Source organism: Pseudomonas sp. NPDC007930 (assembly GCF_042958985.1).
In the GTDB taxonomy this organism is placed as follows: domain Bacteria; phylum Pseudomonadota; class Gammaproteobacteria; order Pseudomonadales; family Pseudomonadaceae; genus Aquipseudomonas.
In genome coordinates, this window is the sequence record NZ_JBIBKC010000005.1 from 25,010 (window position 1) to 41,258 (window position 16,249).

Consider the following 16,249-nt stretch of genomic DNA (forward strand, 5'->3'; position numbering starts at 1 on the left):
ACCAGATGGCCGCCACCGTGCATGACGTTGCGCGCAACGCCGAGCAGGCGGCGCAGGCCGCCGAGGCCGCCGACGCGCGGGTCGACAGCGGCCAGCAGGTGCTGCGCCAGAGCCTGGCGCGCATCGACCAGTTGGCCAATTCGTCCCAAGCCGCCAGCGATGGCATCCAGAGCCTGAGCGCGGAAATCCAGAACATCGGGCAAATGCTCGATGTGATCAAGAGCGTGGCCGAGCAAACCAACCTGCTGGCGCTCAACGCCGCCATCGAGGCAGCGCGGGCCGGTGAGCAGGGCCGCGGCTTTGCCGTGGTGGCCGATGAGGTGCGCGCGCTGGCCCGGCGCACCCAGCAATCGACCGAGGAAATCGAACGGTTGGTGGCGGCCTTGCGCCAAGCCGCCAACGCCTCGGTGCGGCAGATTCAGGGCAGTGGCGAGCTGGTGCGGCTGGCGGTGGGCGATGCCCGGCAAACCGAAACCGCCCTGGCCGGGATTGCCGAGGCGGTGTCGATGATCCAACAGATGAACCAGCAGATCGCCGCCGCGGCCCAGCAGCAAACCTCGGTGGCGGAAGAGATCAACCGCAGCGTCACCAGCATCCGCGCCAGCGCCGACCAGTCGGCCCAGGCCATGCAGGGCAACCTGGCCTCCAGCGTGGAGCTGGCGCAGTTGGGGGCTAATTTGAAGGGGATGGTCGGGCACTTCAGGGTCTAGGCGCGCGCCCGGCATTCGCTTAGGCAATCAGAGCGCTAGGTTGAGGGTGAAAAGCCCTGTTCTCTCCTGTGGTTTTACCGAGCGCATGGCCTGGCTGGCCCATCGCCCGGCACAGCCGGCCTCCCACTAGGTCTATGTTGTGCTTGATTCACGGGGCAACACAGAACACGTGGGAGGCCGGCTGTGCCGGGCGATGGGCCCTGAAGCTCAAGCACGGCAGCAGCAGCGCTCACAGATTGATCCGCTCCATGAATCCCTGAACAGCATCCGGCGCAGCCGTGTGTTAGCCCCGCTTGCTCAACAGCAGCGTCAGCAACCCCGCGATAATCCCCCAGAACGCCGACCCCACGGAAAACAGCGTCATCCCCGAGGCAGTGACCATGAAGGTCACCAGCGCCGCTTCGCGCTCGGCCGGCTGCGCCATGGCCAGGGTCAGCCCGTTGATGATCGAACCAAACAGCGCCAGCGCGGCGATCGACAGCACCAGCTCTTGCGGCAGCGCTGCGAACAGCCCGGCCAGGGTGGCGCCAAACAGCCCCGCCAGCGCGCACAGCAGGCCGTACACCAGCGCCGCCACATAGCGCTTGGCCGGGTTTTCGTGGGCGTTGGGGCCGGTGCAGATCGCCGCGCTGATAGCCGCCAGGTTGATCCCGTGGGCGCCAAACGGCGCCAGCAGCAGCGAGGCGATACCGGTGGCGCTGACCAGCGGGCTGGCCGCGGTGGTGTAGCCATCGGCCCGCAACACGGCCACCCCGGGCATGTTCTGCGAGGCCATCGCCACCACGAACAGCGGGATGCCGATGCTGATGGTCGCGCCCAGCGAGAAGCTCGGGGTGGTCCACTGCGGCAGGGCCAGTTCCAGCGCAAAGCCCTGGAAGTTCAGCAAGCCCAGGCCGCCGGCCACGGCGCTGCCGACCAGCAGCGCGGCCAGCACGGCGTAGCGCGGCGCGGCGCGTTTGACCAGCAGGTAGGCCAGGAACATCGCCAGCACCAGCCCCAGCCGATGTTGCGCGGCGATGAAAATCTCGCTGCCGATGCGGAACAGAATACCCGCCAGCAAGGCCGCCGCCAGCGAGGCGGGCAGGCGCTTGAGGAGTTTCTCGAAGCTGCCGGTCAGCCCGCACAGGGCCACCAGGGCCGAGCAGGTGATGAACGCGCCGATCGCCTCGGGGTAGCTCACCTGCGGCAGGCTGGTGATCAACAGCGCCGCGCCTGGGGTCGACCAGGCAATGGTGATCGGCGCCCGGTAGCGCAGCGACAGGCCAATGCTGCACACCGCCATGCCGATCGACAGCGCCCAGATCCACGAGCTGATCTGCCCGTCGGCCAACCCTGCCGCCTTGCCGGCCTGGAAGATCAGCACCAGCGAGCTGGTGTAGGCCGTGAGCATGGCGATAAAGCCAGCCACCACGGCACTGGGGGCGGCGTCGGCCAGGGGGCGCAGTGGCGCCTGGGCGGAGGAGGGCATCGGGGCGGTCCTAACGGGGTGAGCAGGGGGCGCAAGGGTAAACCGCCTGTGCATCAGGATGCTATCGCTGCGGCGTAAACATTTGGCAATATGTTCCCTTGGCCGCCGCTATCGGTGGCCCCGCTCCGGGAGGGTGATGCGATGTACACGGTCTATGGTGATGTGCGTTCGGGCAACTGCTACAAAATCCAGCTGATGCTGCACCTGCTGGGGCAGCCGTACCGCTGGGTGCCGGTAGACATTCTCGCCGGTGACACCCAGACCGACGCCTTCCTGGCCAAGAACCCCAACGGCAAGATCCCGGTGCTGGAGCTCGAAGACGGCAATTGCCTGTGGGAGTCCAACGCGATTCTCAATTTTCTCGCCGAGGGCACCGCGTTGCTGCCCAGCGAGCCGCGCCTGCGCACCCAGGTGCTGCAGTGGCAGTTCTTCGAGCAGTACAGCCACGAGCCGTACGTGGCGGTGGCGCGGTTTATCCAGTACTACCAGGACCTGCCCGCCGAGCGCCTGGCCGAATACCACCGCTGCCACAAGGGCGGCTACAAGGCCCTGCGGGTGATGGAGCGGCAGTTGCTGGTCACGCCGTTCCTGGTCGGGGAGGCGTTTTCGATCGCGGACATCGCGCTGTACGCCTACACCCACGTGGCCCACGAAGGCGGCTTCGACCTGGAGCCGTTCCCGGCGGTGCGGGCGTGGCTGGCGCGGGTGGCGGCGCAGCGGGGGTACGTGCCGCTGGGGCGGCAGTTGTAAGGGGCAAGCTGAAAGCGGCAAGTTAGGAGCGGGTTGCGGGTGCTTCGGCTTGAGGCTGAACGCCTGTGGCTTTTGCTTGCCGCTTGCCGCTTGCGACTTGCCCCTTGCCACCACCTATTTGATTAGGCTGAGAAACTCACTGCGCGTCGCGGCGTTCTCGCGGAACTCGCCGAGCATCACCGAGGTGATCATCGAGCTGTTCTGCTTCTCGACGCCGCGCATCATCATGCACATGTGCTGGGCTTCGATGACCACGGCCACGCCAAGGGCGCCGGTCACGCTCTGGATCGCCTCGGCGATTTCGCGGCTGAGGTTTTCCTGGATCTGCAAGCGGCGGGCATACATGTCGACGATGCGCGCGACCTTCGACAGGCCCAATACCTTGCCCGCCGGAATGTAGGCCACATGGGCCTTGCCAATGAACGGCAGCATGTGGTGCTCGCACATCGAGTACAGCTCGATGTTCTTGACCATGACCATTTCACTGTTGTCGGAGCTGAACAGCGCGCCGTTGGTGACTTCCTCGAGGGTTTGCTGGTAGCCGCGGCACAGGTACTGCATGGCCTTGGCGGCGCGTTTGGGCGTGTCGAGCAAGCCTTCGCGGGAAACGTCTTCGCCCAGTTGGCCAAGAATCGCGGTGTAGTGCTGTTCCAGGGACATGGATCTACCTGTAGGGAAATTTTAAGCAGGCGCGTAGGTTAAGGCCGCGCCCGCGCCCGGGCAAGTGACTATTCATCGCGGCCTTCGAGCATGGTGCGCTTGAGCAGCACATACAGCGCGCCGGTGCCACCGTGCTTGGCCAGGCAGGAGGTAAAGCCCAGCACCTGCGGGTGCTGGCGCAGCCAGGTGTTCACGTGGCTCTTGATCATCGGCCGCTTGCCATCGGTGCGCGCCGCCTTGCCGTGGGTCACGCGTACGCAGCGCACTTCGTACTTGGCCGCTTCGGCAAAGAACGCCCAGAGGGTTTCGCGGGCTTTTTCCACGCTCATGCCATGCAGGTCGAGGCTGCCCTCGAAGCTCACCTGGCCTAGCTTGAGCTTGCGCATCTGGCCGTCTTGCACGCCATCGCGGGCCCAGTACAGTTCGTCTTCGGCGCCCACGTCGATGATGAACTGGTCAGACAGCCCATCGACGGTGGTTTCGTTCTGGCGCACGGTGGCCGCCTGGCGCAGGGCATCGATGCGCGCGCGGTCGGCCTTGGGTTTGCCCACCTCGGCACGGTCGTGCCGCAGCGGCTTAACGCCCTGTACCTGGCTTTTGAACAGGGAAAAATCGTCGTCTTGCATGGGGGCCTCCACCGGGGAGGGGCAGTTTACGCGAACTAATCGTGTTTTTTCATCAAGCCCGGCGCCATCGCCAGCTCGGCGCTGCGGCGCATGCGCCGGCGGCAGCGGCGCCACAAGGCCACGCCCAGGTACAGCACCACCAGGCCCACGGCCAACAGGATGGCGCCACCGGTGGTGGTGGTGTCGAGCCCCTCGAGGGCCGGTGGGTGGCCGAGCAGGTTGGCGGCGCCGGCCATGCTCAGCAGTACCCCGAGCGTTGCCAGTACGGCGGCCAGGGCCGCGCCAAAGCGCATGCCCCAGTGCTTGGAACCCTTGGGGCGAAGACGGCGCGCGTCGAAACCGTCATCCGATAGCTTCATTCTGTTGTCCGATTTCCGTAGTTAGATATCGGCCCTTCGACCCGCCTGGGCCGGCTGGGTTCCAGCCTGGGGCAACGAAACACCCAGGCCGCGCCGTGCAACGGATGAGCGGTCAGATCACTTCGGCGGTTTGCGCCACGGCGGCGAAGTTGTCGGCCATGGTGGCCATGCCGACCTGCTTGACCTGCTCGGCGCTGAGCACGCCACCCTTGTAGGGTAGGTCACGGGTGGCGCAGGCGTCTTCGACCAGGGTGCAACGGTAGCCGTAGTCTTTGGAGGCGCGCACGGTGGTGCTGATGCTGGAGTGGGTCATGAAGCCGCAGACGATCAGGTCGACCCCGCCCAGGCCTTGCAGTACATCGTGCAGGCCGGTGTTGTTGAAGGCGTTGGGCATGCGCTTCTCGATGATGTACTCACCTTCGAGCGGCGCGGCTTTCTCGATGAACTGGCCACGTTCGCCCTGGGGGTCGAACAGCCCGCCCACCGTGCCCAGGTGCTTGACGTGAACCACCGGCCGGTTGGCCTTGCGCGCGGCGGCCAGGAGCAGGGCGATATTGTCGATGGCTTCGTCAATGCCAGACAGTTGCAGAGGGCCGCTGAGGTATTCCTTCTGCGCGTCAATGATCAGCAGGGTGGCATTGCTCAGCGTAAAGGGCGTGTAACCACGGCCGCTGAGTTGAAACATCGTCTTTACATCGGACATCGGGGGCTCCTTGGCAGGGGGCTTTTCGGCTATTGTCCCACTGCCAGGGCCTTCCTGTGAATCTCCTTGATGAAAAGGGTAGACTTGCCCCTCGTTTTTCCCGGAGCTAGCCCGTGATCCATACCCGCCTGCGCACCCTGCGCGACCATATCCGCTGGGCCGTCAGCCGTTTCAACGCTGAAGGCCTGTATTTCGGCCATGGCACCGACAATGCCTGGGACGAGGCCCGCCAGTTGGTGCTCGGCGCCCTGCACTTGCCGTGGGAGATCGCCGACAGCTACCTCGACTGCGCCCTGGAAGACGACGAACTCAGCCACCTGCAGCACCTGCTGCGGCGGCGCATCAAGGAGCGCATCCCGGCCGCCTACCTGCTGGGCGAGGCCTGGTTCTGCGGGCTGCCGTTCATTGTCGATGAACGCGTGCTGGTGCCGCGCTCGCCGATCGCCGAGTTGATCCAGGGCCGTTTCGAGCCTTGGCTGGCGGCGCCGCCGGCGCGCATTCTCGACCTTTGCACCGGCTCCGGCTGCATCGGCATTGCGTGCGCCGAGGCCTTCGACAACGCCGAGGTGGTGCTGGCCGACCTCTCCTTCGACGCGCTGGAAGTGGCCAACCGCAACATCGAGCGCTTCGAGCTTGAAGAACGCGTGTACACCGTGCAGGGCGATGGCTTCGAAGGCCTGCCGGGGCAGCGCTTCGACCTGATCGTGTCGAACCCGCCCTATGTCGACGCCGAAGACTTCGCCGACATGCCCGCCGAGTACCACCACGAGCCGGCCATGGGCCTGGCCTGCGGCGACGACGGCCTCGACCTGGTACGGCGCATGCTCGCCGAGGCGGCGGACCACCTCAGCGAGAAGGGCTTGTTGATCGTCGAGGTGGGCAACAGCCAGGTGCACGTCGAGGCGCTGTACCCGGAGGTAGACTTCTTCTGGCTCGATTTCGAGCAGGGCGGGCATGGGGTGTTCATGCTGTCGGCGGAGCAGTGCCGGCAGCACCAGGGGCTGTTCAAGCAGGTGGTGGGGGGCTGAGGGCCCTTCGCCCGGCACAGCCGGAGTGCCGGACCACAGCCTCCCACCAGATTTGTGTAAGTATTTGATTTACGGGGTAACGCAGAACCCGTGGGAGGCCGGCTGTGCCGGGCGATGGGCGCCTCAGCGCTCACTCAAGCCAAACGCCGTCAGGCACAGCACTGGCACCCCCAATTGGCGCAAGCGGTCGGCGCCGCCCAATTCGGGCAGGTCGATGATCGCCGCCGCCTCTTGCACATGGGCACCCATGCGCCGGGCCAGGTTGGTGGCGGCGATCAGCGTGCCGCCGGTGGCGATCAGGTCATCGAACAGCACCAGCGAATCGCCCTCGCACAGGCTGTCGTTGTGCACCTCCAGAAAGGCCTCGCCGTACTCGGTCTGATAGCCCTCGCTGAGCACATCGGCGGGCAGCTTGCCCTGCTTGCGGAACAGGATCAGCGGCTTGTTCAGCTCATGGGCGACCACCGCGCCAATCAGGAAGCCACGGGCGTCCATGGCACCGATGTGGGTCACCGGGCTTTCGAGGTAGCGCTCAACGAACGCATCGACCACCGTGCGCATGGCCTTGGGCGACTGGAACAGCGGGGTAATGTCGCGAAACACCACGCCCGGCTTGGGGAAGTCCACAACCGGGCGGATCAGGGCTTTGCAACTGGCTTCATCGAAAGGCATCAGCACGTCTCGGGCTTGGGTTTGGCCCGAAATTATAACGGCTAATCAGCTTTGCATCGCGCCGCCGGCCAGTGCGCACAGCTCGATCGGGTCGAGAATGCGCACTTCCTTGCCCTCGGCCTCGATCAGCCCGCTTTGCTGAAAGCGGGTGAACACCCGCGACACGGTTTCCACCGCCAGCCCCAGGTAGTTGCCGATTTCATTGCGCGACATGCTCAAACGAAACTGGTTGGCCGAAAACCCGCGGGCGCGGAAGCGCGCCGACAGGTTGACCAAAAAGGTGGCGATGCGCTCGTCGGCGGTTTTTTTCGACAGCAGCAGCATCATTTGTTGGTCGTCGCGGATTTCCCGGCTCATCACCCGCATCAACTGGCGGCGCAGCTGTGGCAGTTGCACGGCCAGTTCGTCGAGGCGCTCGAAGGGGATCTCGCACACCGAGGTGGTTTCCTGGGCCTGGGCCGACACCGGGTAGCTTTCGGTGTCCATCCCCGACAGCCCCACCAGTTCGCTGGGCAGGTGGAAGCCGGTGATCTGCTCCTGGCCGCCGTCGCTCAGGCTAAAGGTTTTCAGCGCGCCAGAGCGCACCGCGTAGACCGAGCCGAAGCGGTCACCCTGGCGGAACAGGAACTCGCCCTTTTTCATCGGGCGGCCACGCTTGACGATGTCGTCGAGGGCGTCCATGTCTTCGAGGTTGAGCGACAGCGGCAGGCACAACGGGGCCAGGCTGCAGTCCTTGCAGTGCGCCTGGTGCTGGGTGCGCTTGAGGGGCTCGGACATTTCTAGTTTCCTTGAGGAATTCACACACTGTTTCAAAGGTTAACCGAAGGACGAACCCGCGGCCATCGGCTTTAGGATCAGATCACCTTCGAGTACCGCGGCTGTTCGTGCTGGCCACCCAGGTAGGCATCGAACTGCATGCACACTGCCCGCACCAGCAGGCGCCCGGCCGGCAACACGCGCAGGCTGGTGGGGGTGAGCTGCAGCAGGCCGTCGGCGGCCATGCGTTCAAGGGTAGGCCAGGCGCTGGCGAAGTAGGCGTGAAAATCTATGTTCCAGGCCCGCTCGATCGGCCCGAAATCCAGCTGGAAGTGGCAGATGATCTGCTGGATCACCGCCCGCCGCAGGCGGTCGTCGTCGTGGCAGGCATAGCCCCGGCGGGTGGCCAGTTGCAGGTTGGCAAGGCTGTCCTGGTAGCGGGCCAGGTCGCTGTCGTTCTGGCACAGCAGATCACCCACCTGGCTGATCGCCGACACCCCCAGGCCAAGCAGGTCGCAGTGGCCGTGGGTGGTGTAGCCCTGGAAGTTGCGCTGCAGGGTGAACTCCTCCTGGGCGATGGCCAACTCGTCATGGGGCAGGGCGAAGTGGTCCATGCCGATGTAGCGGTAGCCGGCGCGGGTCAGGCGCTCGACGGTGCTTTGCAAAATATCCAGCTTCTGCGCCGGCGAGGGCAGCTCTGCCGCGGCAATGCGCCGCTGCGGCGGGAAGCGGTCCGGCAGGTGCGCGTAGTTGAACACCGAGAGGCGGTCGGGCTGCAGTGCGATCACCTCTTCCAGGGTGCGGGCGAAGCTCTCGGCGGTTTGCCGCGGCAGGCCGTAGATCAGGTCGATGTTGATCGAACGGTACTGCAGGGTGCGCGCCGCCTCGATGATCGCCACGGTTTCGTCCAGCGTCTGCAAGCGGTTCACCGCCCGCTGCACCTGCGGGTCGAGGTCTTGCACGCCGAGGCTGATGCGGTTGAAGCCCAGTTCGCGCAGCAGCCCCACGCTCGACCAGTCAGCCTCGCGCGGGTCGATCTCGATGCTGTAGTCACCCGAGTCGTCGCCGAGCAGGGTGAAGTGCTCGCGCAGTGCGGCCATCAGTTGGCGCAGTTCGCTGTGGTTGAGAAAGGTCGGCGTGCCGCCACCCAGGTGCAGTTGCTCGACCACCTGGCGGCGGTCGAGGTGGCAGGCCACCAGCTGGATTTCCTGGATCAGCCGCTGCAGGTAGGGCGCGGCGCGGCTGCGGTCCTTGGTGATCACCTTGTTGCACGCGCAGTAGTAGCAAATGTGCGCGCAGAACGGCAGGTGCACGTACAGCGACAACGGCCGCAACGCCCGGCGGCTGTCGCGCAGGGCGTGCAGCAGGTCGAACGCGCTCACCCCCGGCTCGAACTGCAGGGCGGTGGGGTAGGAGGTGTAGCGCGGCCCGGCCTGATCGTAGCGGCGGATCAGGTGGGGGTCCCAGCGTAAGGCGTCGTACATGGGGGTGTACCGGGGGAGGAAGGGGGTGGGGCTTGGGTGGGAGTTTACCCAGTGGGGGTGGGGCGGGATTGACCTGGGTCAATGGAGTTCGAGTGGCAGGGTGGGGTTGCAGGGTTGCAATAAACTAGATGTGGTAGCAAAATTTGATACTATGAATAATAAGCACCGAAGTACGCTCAAGGATCTTTTTGCCAGGCCAGTGCCCAAATCGTTGGAGTGGGTACGTATTGAGGCATTATTTGTCGCCTTGGGTGCCACCATCGTTGAAGGTAACGGCTCTCGCGTTCGCTTTGTGCTGGATGATGTAGTCGCTACTTTTCACCGCCCTCATCCAGACAAGGAAGCCAAGCCCTATCAGGTACGCGATGCTCGTACCTTCCTTGAGCAAGCAGGAGTGAAACCATGAGCACCATGAGCCATAGGGGCTATACAGCCCGAATCGACTATAGCGATGAAGACGGGCTCTTCGTCGGCCATATTGCCGGCATCCACGATGTAGTGGGGTTCCACGGTGAGTCGGTGAGTGAATTGAGGGCGGCCTTTGCCGAGGCTGTGGAGGATTACCTAGACACCTGCGCGAAGCTGGGGCGCGCGCCGCAAAAGCCCTATTCGGGCAAGCTGAGCCTGCGTTTGAAACCCGAGCTGCATGCCTCGGTGGCGGTGAAGGCCCAAGTGTCGGGCAAGAGCATCAACCAGTGGGTAGCAGACCTACTCAGCCGTGAAGCCTACGCCTGACACCTCAATGCCCCATCCCCCCCATCAACACATGCTGATGCGCCCCCGGCAGACTCCACAGCCCAAACCCCAACACCAGCAGCCCCGCCGCGACCCGCACCCGGCGCCGGCGCAGCAGCGCCAGCAGGCCTTGGCTGGCGGCGCCGGTGGCGAGCATCAGCGGCCAGGTGCCCAGGCCGAAGGCGAGCATCAGCGCCGCGCTTTTCAGCGCGTCGCCCTGGGCGGCGCTCCATAGCAGGGCGCTGTACACCAGCCCGCACGGCAGCCAGCCCCAGAGGGCGCCCAGTAGCAGCGCCTGGCCCGTGGTGCGCACCGGCAGCAGGGGCCGGCTGAGCGGTTGCAGGCGGCGCCAGAGGCCGCGGCCTAGCGCTTCGATGCGGGTCAGGCCGTGCCACCAGCCGGCCAGGTACAGGCCCATGGCAATCAGCAGCAGCGCGGCGAGGGTGCGCAGCACGTTCAGCGCGGGGGTATGGGCCACGGCCAGGCCGAGGCTGCCGAACAGCAGGCCGGCCAGCGCATAGCTGAGGATGCGCCCAAGGTTATAGCCCAGCAGCCGCGGCCAGCGGCGCGTGGCGTCGGCCGGCCCGGCCAGGCTTAGGGCGCCCATCAGGCCGCCGCACATGCCCAGGCAGTGGCCGCCGCCGAGCAGGCCGAGCAGCCAGGCACTGGCCAGGGCCGGCAGCCAGTCAGGGCTCATCATGGCGGCGCTCGGCGGGTTTGGCGGCGGCGTGGTGGGCCGGGTCGTCGTCGTCGAAGAGAATGCGCCGGGCGGGGCTGTCGAGGTCGTCGTACTGGCCGCTGCCGACCGCCCAGAAAAACAGCCACAGCGCCATGCCCACAATCAGCACGGCGGCGGGGATCAGCCAGTAGAGGGCTGCCATGCGGGCACCTCCGAGGGCGTGGCGCGCGGCGCGCGGGCCAGGCGCAGGGCGTTGAGCAGCACCAGTAGCGAGCTGCTGGCCATGCCCAGCGCGGCCCAGGCGGGGGTGATCAGGTCGAGTGCGGCGAAGGGCAGCACCAGGGCGTTGTAGGCGGCGGCCCAGGCCAGGTTTTGCAGCACGATACGCCGCCCGCGCGCGGCCAGGGCGAAGGCTTGCGGCAGGCTGGCGAGGTCGTTGTTCAGCAGCACCGCGTCGCTGCGGGCTTTTGACAGGTCAGTGCCGGCGCCCATGGCGATGCCAAGGTCCGCCGCGGCGAGCATCGGTGCGTCGTTGGCGCCGTCGCCCAGCACCAGGGTGCGCCGGCCCTCGCTGCGTAGCTGGGCCAACGCCTGCAGCTTGGCTTCGGGGCTGAGGCCGCCGCGGGCCTCCACGCCGAGCGCCTGGGCGATTTCGCCCAGCGCCGGCGAGGTGTCGCCGGAGAGCACCAGCACCCGCCAGCCGCGTGCGCGGGCGAAGGCCACCAGGGTGTGCGCCTGCGGCCGTAGGCGGTCGTGCAGGGCCAGCCAGGCAAGTGGGCCTTCGCTATCCGCCAGCAGCAGCCATTGCCCTTGATCGGACGGCAACCGCGGTGCCGCGTGCCCGGCCAGGGCGCTGGCGTACGCCGGCGTGCCCAAGCGCAGGCGCTGGCCGCCGACCTGGCCTTCAAGGCCCTGGCCGGGGCTGTGGCGCACGCCCTCGGCCAACAGCGGCGACGGCCCAAAGGCTCGCGCCAGGGGGTGGTCGATGCCTACCTGCAGGGCGCTGGCGAGGTCCAGCGCTTCGGCGGCGCTGAGCTCGCCCAGCGGCAGCACCTGCTGCAAGGCGGGGCGGCCTTCGCTGAGGGTGCCGGTTTTATCCAGCACCAGCGTGTCGATGCGGTTCAACCCTTCGAGCACATGCCCGCGCAGCACCAGCAGGCCCATGCGCTGGAGGCTGGCGGTGGCGGCGGTGAGCGCGGTGGGGATGGCCAGCGATAGCGCGCACGGGCAGGTGGCAACCAACAGCGCCAGCACCACCCAGAACGCCTGGCTGGCGTCCAGCCAGCACCACACCGCGCCGAACAGCGCCGCCAGCACCAGGCTCACGGCGAGAAACACTTGCGCGGCGCGGTCGGCCCAGCGCGCCAGCGGCGGTTTGTGCGCCTGGGCGTGGTCAAGCAAGCGCTGGATCGCCGACAGCCGCGTGGCGCTGCCGGTGGCGCGCACCTCCAGGCACAGCGCCGCGCCCACGTTGAGGGTGCCGGCGCTGACCGGCTCGCCGGGCCCGCGCGGCCGCGGGTGGGATTCACCGGTGAGCAGGGCTTCGTCTAGCAGCGCCTCACCGTGGCTGATCACCCCATCGGCCGGCACCTGGGCGCCACTGGGCACGCGCACCTGGTCACCGGGGCGCAGTTCGCTGAGCAGCACCCGTTGGTCTTCGCCGCCGGCGACGCAGCGCAACGCCGAGGCCGGCAGCATCCGCGCCAGGCCTTGGCTGCCCACCAGCATGCGCTCGCGGGCGCGGCGCTCGAGGTAGCGGCCGCCGAGCAGAAACAACGCAAACATGCCCACCGTGTCGAAGTACAGCTCGCCATGGCCGCTGCTGGCGGTGTATATGCCCGCGCCATAGGCCAGGCCGATCGCCAGCGCGGCCGGTACGTCCATGCTCAGGTGGCGCGCGCGCAACGTCCGCCAGGCCGCCTTGAACAAGGGCCCGCAACTGTAGAACACGATCGGCGTGGTGAGCAGGAACGCCACCCAGCCGAGGATGCGCTGCAGCGCGGGGGTGAGGTCGAGGTTGAATTCCGGCCAGGTGGCCATGGTCGCCATCATCACCTGGAACCACAGCAGCCCGGCCACCCCGAGCCGGCGCAGGGCGCCGCGGTTTTCATCGCTCAGTGCCTGGCTGGCGGCGCTGGCCTGCCAGGGCTCGGCGCGGTAGCCCAGCGCCTGCAGCGCGCCGACCAGGGTGCTGAGGGGCGCCTGCGCCGGGGCCCAGCGCAGGCTGAGCCGGTGGGTGGCCAGGTTAAGGCTGGCCTCGGGCGCGCCGGGCAGTTGCCCCAGGCGCTGTTCGATCAACCAGGCGCAGGCCGCGCAGGTAATGCCCCGCACCCGCAAGCTGGCCTCGCTGTGTTCACCGTCGGTGCGCACAAAGCTGGCCTGCACCTCGGGCCGGTCGAACAACGCCAGCGCCTCGGCGGCGCCGCCGGGCAGCTCGCGGGGGTTGGCCGAGGCGCCTTCGCGGTAGTGATAGAACTGCCCCAGGCCGGCGCTGCTGATCGCCTCGGTCACCGCCTGGCAACCGGGGCAGCAGCACTCGCGGGCCTCGCCCTGGGCCTGGGCGAGGTAGCGCCCCGGGTAGGGCACCGGCAACTGGCAGTGGTAGCAGTTGATCATGGCGCCTTCAGCTCGCCGGGCAGCGGCTCATCGCCCAACCGCGCGGGCTGGCCCGGGCGCAGCCATTCTTCTTCGAACAGCCGCCAGGGCTGGCCGTGTTGCTCGCCCAGCAGTTCGATAAAGCGCCGGCCGCTGACGGCGGCTTCCAGGTGCCCCAGGTAGTGCCCGGGCTGGCCGCTGAAGTGCAGCACCAGGTGCGCGTCGCGCTCGGGCTGGGTGGGGGAGAGCAGGTTCAGCGCCAGCTCGGTGGGCTGGCTGTTGCCGCGCAGTTGCAGGTCGACCTGGCCGGTCAGGGCGTCGAGCGTGAGCACCGCCTGCTGGCCCAGGGCGCGGGCGCGTTGTTCGCGTTCCAGGCTGCGGTCGATGCCCAGCCCGGCGGCGTAGTAGTGGTCGTTGACCAGGCCATCGGGCCGCTGCAACGAGATCATCACCATCAGCACAGTGGTGCCGATGCAGGCGGCCATCAAGCCGAAAATCAGCCACGGCCAGCGGTGCCGGTACCAGGCGCCGCTGTTCATTGGCCGGGCCCGGTAAAGCGGCTGGCGGCGCTGGCTTCAACCCCTTCGCCGCTGAGCATGAAGCGCACCGTGGCGGTGCTGCCGGGCCACTGCTGCGGGGCCAGCGACAGCGCCACCACCACGCTGGCCTGGCCACGCGCGGGCACCTCGAGGCGGGTGTTGCCCTGCAGGCGCAGGCCCGGCAGGCCGCTGGCGCTGAGCTGGTAGGTGTGGGCGCGGTCGGTTTTGTTCATGGCGGTTAAACGGTACACGTTTTCCAGGCGGCCTTCGGCGTTTTCACGGTAGAGCAGGCGGTCTTTGGCCACCTCCAGCACCAGCGGCGCGCGCAGCACCAGCGCCATGCCCAGGGCCAGCAGCATGGCCACCAGCATGGCGCCGTAGCCGAGCAGGCGGGGGCGCAGTGTAGAGGGTTTTTCTCCGGCCAGGGCGCGTTCGCTGGTGTAGCTGATCAGCCCTTTCGCATCGTTCATCTTCACCATTACCGCGTCGCAGGCATCGATGCAGGCGGCGCAGCTGATGCAGGCCACTTGCAGGCCGTCGCGGATGTCGATGCCGGTAGGGCACACCTGCACGCACAGGGTGCAGTCGATGCACGCGCCCAGCCCTTGCGCCGCCGCGTCGCTGCCAGGCTTGCGCGGGCCGCGGGGCTCGCCACGGCCGGGGTTGTAGGCCACGCTCAGGGTGTCGCGGTCGAGCATCACGCTTTGAAAGCGCGCGTAGGGGCACATGTGCACGCACACCTGCTCGCGCAGCCAGCCGGCGTTGAGGTAGGTGCCGGCCGCCACCAGCGCCACCCAGAAGTACGCCCAGCCGGCGGCTTGGCCGGCCAGCAGTTCAGCGGGCAGCGCGCGCATCGGGCTGAAGTAGCCCACGAACGCCAGCCCGGTGGCCAGCGCCAGCGCCAGCCACAACCCGTGCTTGGCCAGCCGCCGCAGCAGCTTGGCCGCCGACCAGGCCGCGGCGTCGAGGCGCAGGCGCTGGCGGCGCTCGCCTTCGGTGAGCTTCTCGCACCAGAGGAACAGCCAGGTCCATACGCTTTGCGGGCAGGCGTAGCCACACCACAGGCGGCCGGCGTACACGGTGGCGAAGAACAGGCCAAAGGCGGCGATGATCAGCAGCCCGGCCAGGAGGATGAAATCCTGCGGCCAGAAGGTGCTGCCCAGCACGTGAAACTGCCGCTGCGGCAGGTCGAACCACACGGCCTGGCGGCCGTTCAGGTTGAGCCAGGGCAGGCCGAAGAACAGCCCCAGCAGCACGCCACCCACCCCCATGCGCAGGCGCCGAAAGCGCCCCGGCGCGGCACGCGGCTGCACTTTGCGCCGCGCCGCGTACAGCGGCGCCGGCTCAACGGCCGGGATGCGCTCAGGGCTGGGTGGCGTCGCCATGGGCGAGGTTCCACACGTAGGCGGCCAGCACGTGCACGCGCTCATCGCCTTGCAGCAGTTGTTGCGCCGGCATTTGCCCCTGGCGGCCCTTGGTGATCGATTCGCTGATCTGCGCGAAGCTCGAACCGTAGATGAACGCACCGGGGTGAACCAGGCTGGGCGCGCCCATCAACGGGTTGCCCTGGCCGGTGGGGCCGTGGCATAGCGCGCAGGTTTGGCCGAATTGCGCCTGGCCGTTCTCGAGGTTGGCCCGCACCCCGTCGGGCAGCGGGCGCTGGCCCAGTTGCAGCACGTAGGCGGTCACATCGATCACGCCCTGGGCGCCGAGCACCTGGCCCCAGGGCGGCATCACGCCCATGCGGCCCTTGAGGATGCTGGTTTTGATCTGCTCCGGGCTGCCGCCCCAGCGCCAATCCTGGTCGGTGAGGTTGGGGAAGCCGAACGCGCCGCGGGCGTCGAGGCCATGGCACAGCGCGCAGTTGGAGGCGAACAGGCGCTCGCCCATCTGCATGGCCTGGCGGTCTTTGGCCAGTTGTTCGATGGGGGTGGCGGCGAAGCGTGCCAGCAGCGGGCCGTATTGCTGCTGGGCCTGGGCCTCTTCGCGTTCCCACTCGTGCACCGAGCTCCAGCCCTGCTTGCCGTTGGCGAACTCGAGGCGTTTGCTGGCGTCGAGGTAGTCATACCCCGGCAGCAGCCCCCGCCAGTTGCCCAGCCCGGGGTACAGCGCCAGGTAGCCCAGGGCGAACAGCAAGGTGGCGACGAACAACCACAGCCACCAGCGCGGCAGCGGCGCGTCGTACTCCTCGATGCCGTCCCAGCGGTGGCCGAGGGTGTGCTCGGGCTTGTTCTGTGGTTGGCCGCGGCGGGTGGCCCACAGCAGCCAGGCCATGGCCACCAGGGTGCCGAGGGTGAGCAGGGTGACGTACACGCTCCAGAAGCCGCTCATGGGCGTGGCTCCGGGTCGTCGTCGGCGAACGGCAGGCGCGCCGCTTCACCGAAGCTGGCCTTGCGCTTGCCGCTGTAGGCCCAGGCGAACAAGCCGATGAACGCCAGGAACACGATCAGGGTGCCGATACCGCGCAAGGTGCCGATGTCCATGG

Annotated in this window: 19 protein-coding genes and 1 pseudogene; 5 read left to right on the forward strand and 15 right to left on the reverse strand. The window is 67.5% G+C overall.

Annotated elements, in window-relative coordinates; genetic code table 11:
• Window positions 1-113 precede the first annotated feature (113 nt).
• Window positions 114-710, forward strand: a pseudogene (locus ACFZCE_RS12720) (methyl-accepting chemotaxis protein); the annotation flags it as partial.
• 283 nt (window positions 711-993) lie between these two features.
• Here ACFZCE_RS12720 and ACFZCE_RS12725 read toward each other — a convergent pair.
• Entirely contained in the window at window positions 994-2,178 is a 1,185-nt protein-coding gene (locus tag ACFZCE_RS12725) for a benzoate/H(+) symporter BenE family transporter (RefSeq protein ID WP_390939392.1), read from the reverse strand.
• A gap of 141 nt (window positions 2,179-2,319) precedes the next feature.
• Here ACFZCE_RS12725 and ACFZCE_RS12730 point away from each other — a divergent pair, with 141 nt between their 5' ends.
• A complete protein-coding gene (locus tag ACFZCE_RS12730) occupies window positions 2,320-2,928 on the forward strand; it encodes a glutathione S-transferase N-terminal domain-containing protein (protein ID WP_390939394.1) in 609 nt (202 codons plus the stop codon).
• 114 nt (window positions 2,929-3,042) lie between these two features.
• On the opposite strand, the gene folE is transcribed toward ACFZCE_RS12730, so the two are convergent.
• The 4 genes from folE to ACFZCE_RS12750 all read right to left on the reverse strand — a co-directional run bounded on the left by folE (window position 3,043) and on the right by ACFZCE_RS12750 (window position 5,276).
• The gene (folE, locus tag ACFZCE_RS12735) at window positions 3,043-3,588 is read right to left on the reverse strand and encodes a GTP cyclohydrolase I FolE (protein ID WP_390939396.1); all 546 of its coding nucleotides are present in this window, start codon (window positions 3,586-3,588) and stop codon (window positions 3,043-3,045) included.
• Window positions 3,589-3,656: 68 nt separating this feature from the next.
• On the reverse strand, window positions 3,657-4,214 hold the full coding sequence (locus tag ACFZCE_RS12740) for a Smr/MutS family protein (RefSeq protein WP_390939398.1): 558 nt from the start codon (window positions 4,212-4,214) through the stop codon (window positions 3,657-3,659).
• A 35-nt stretch (window positions 4,215-4,249) separates the two neighbouring features.
• Entirely contained in the window at window positions 4,250-4,573 is a 324-nt protein-coding gene (locus ACFZCE_RS12745) for a hypothetical protein (protein ID WP_390939400.1), read from the reverse strand.
• Between the two features lie 112 nt (window positions 4,574-4,685).
• A complete protein-coding gene (locus ACFZCE_RS12750; RefSeq protein ID WP_390939402.1) occupies window positions 4,686-5,276 on the reverse strand; it encodes an isochorismatase family protein in 591 nt (196 codons plus the stop codon).
• 113 nt (window positions 5,277-5,389) lie between these two features.
• On the opposite strand from ACFZCE_RS12750, the gene prmB reads away from it, so the two are divergent.
• Entirely contained in the window at window positions 5,390-6,304 is a 915-nt protein-coding gene (gene prmB / locus ACFZCE_RS12755) for a 50S ribosomal protein L3 N(5)-glutamine methyltransferase (RefSeq protein ID WP_390939404.1), read from the forward strand.
• 123 nt (window positions 6,305-6,427) lie between these two features.
• Here prmB and ACFZCE_RS12760 read toward each other — a convergent pair whose 3' ends face one another.
• The 3 genes from ACFZCE_RS12760 to hemN all read right to left on the reverse strand — a co-directional run bounded on the left by ACFZCE_RS12760 (window position 6,428) and on the right by hemN (window position 9,216).
• Window positions 6,428-6,976: an adenine phosphoribosyltransferase gene (locus ACFZCE_RS12760; protein WP_390939406.1), complete on the reverse strand. Its 549-nt coding sequence runs from the start codon at window positions 6,974-6,976 to the stop codon at window positions 6,428-6,430.
• A 45-nt stretch (window positions 6,977-7,021) separates the two neighbouring features.
• Window positions 7,022-7,753, reverse strand: a complete 732-nt coding sequence (gene fnr, locus ACFZCE_RS12765) for a fumarate/nitrate reduction transcriptional regulator Fnr (RefSeq protein ID WP_390939408.1) — start codon at window positions 7,751-7,753, stop codon at window positions 7,022-7,024.
• A gap of 77 nt (window positions 7,754-7,830) precedes the next feature.
• Window positions 7,831-9,216 (reverse strand): oxygen-independent coproporphyrinogen III oxidase, encoded by a 1,386-nt coding sequence (gene hemN, locus ACFZCE_RS12770; protein WP_390939410.1) that lies wholly within the window; start codon window positions 9,214-9,216, stop codon window positions 7,831-7,833.
• A gap of 151 nt (window positions 9,217-9,367) precedes the next feature.
• Here hemN and ACFZCE_RS12775 point away from each other — a divergent pair, with 151 nt between their 5' ends.
• Together ACFZCE_RS12775 and ACFZCE_RS12780 are read left to right on the forward strand one after the other, a co-directional pair.
• Entirely contained in the window at window positions 9,368-9,622 is a 255-nt protein-coding gene (locus tag ACFZCE_RS12775; protein ID WP_390939412.1) for a type II toxin-antitoxin system HicA family toxin, read from the forward strand.
• A complete protein-coding gene (locus tag ACFZCE_RS12780; protein ID WP_390939414.1) occupies window positions 9,619-9,951 on the forward strand; it encodes a toxin-antitoxin system HicB family antitoxin in 333 nt (110 codons plus the stop codon). The genes ACFZCE_RS12775 and ACFZCE_RS12780 overlap by 4 nt, the downstream gene beginning before the upstream one ends.
• 4 nt (window positions 9,952-9,955) lie before the next feature.
• Here ACFZCE_RS12780 and ACFZCE_RS12785 read toward each other — a convergent pair whose 3' ends face one another.
• The 7 genes from ACFZCE_RS12785 to ACFZCE_RS12815 are packed head-to-tail and all read right to left on the reverse strand — an operon-like array spanning window position 9,956 to window position 16,247.
• Window positions 9,956-10,648, reverse strand: coding sequence for a sulfite exporter TauE/SafE family protein (locus ACFZCE_RS12785; protein ID WP_390939966.1), 693 nt, complete (start codon window positions 10,646-10,648; stop codon window positions 9,956-9,958).
• Window positions 10,638-10,832 carry a cbb3-type cytochrome oxidase assembly protein CcoS gene (gene ccoS / locus ACFZCE_RS12790; RefSeq protein WP_390939416.1) on the reverse strand — a complete coding sequence of 65 codons (195 nt, stop codon included), beginning with the start codon at window positions 10,830-10,832 and terminating at the stop codon, window positions 10,638-10,640. Before ccoS ends, ACFZCE_RS12785 begins: the two co-directional genes overlap by 11 nt.
• Complete coding sequence (locus tag ACFZCE_RS12795) at window positions 10,811-13,246, reverse strand: heavy metal translocating P-type ATPase metal-binding domain-containing protein (protein WP_390939418.1); 2,436 nt, start codon at window positions 13,244-13,246, stop codon at window positions 10,811-10,813. The genes ccoS and ACFZCE_RS12795 overlap by 22 nt, the downstream gene beginning before the upstream one ends.
• Complete coding sequence (locus tag ACFZCE_RS12800) at window positions 13,243-13,764, reverse strand: FixH family protein (RefSeq protein ID WP_390939420.1); 522 nt, start codon at window positions 13,762-13,764, stop codon at window positions 13,243-13,245. Before ACFZCE_RS12800 ends, ACFZCE_RS12795 begins: the two co-directional genes overlap by 4 nt.
• Window positions 13,761-15,149, reverse strand: a complete 1,389-nt coding sequence (gene ccoG, locus ACFZCE_RS12805; protein ID WP_390939422.1) for a cytochrome c oxidase accessory protein CcoG — start codon at window positions 15,147-15,149, stop codon at window positions 13,761-13,763. Before ccoG ends, ACFZCE_RS12800 begins: the two co-directional genes overlap by 4 nt.
• Entirely contained in the window at window positions 15,127-16,095 is a 969-nt protein-coding gene (gene ccoP / locus ACFZCE_RS12810) for a cytochrome-c oxidase, cbb3-type subunit III (RefSeq protein WP_390939424.1), read from the reverse strand. Before ccoP ends, ccoG begins: the two co-directional genes overlap by 23 nt.
• A complete protein-coding gene (locus ACFZCE_RS12815; RefSeq protein WP_390939426.1) occupies window positions 16,092-16,247 on the reverse strand; it encodes a CcoQ/FixQ family Cbb3-type cytochrome c oxidase assembly chaperone in 156 nt (51 codons plus the stop codon). Before ACFZCE_RS12815 ends, ccoP begins: the two co-directional genes overlap by 4 nt.
• Window positions 16,248-16,249: the final 2 nt, after the last annotated feature.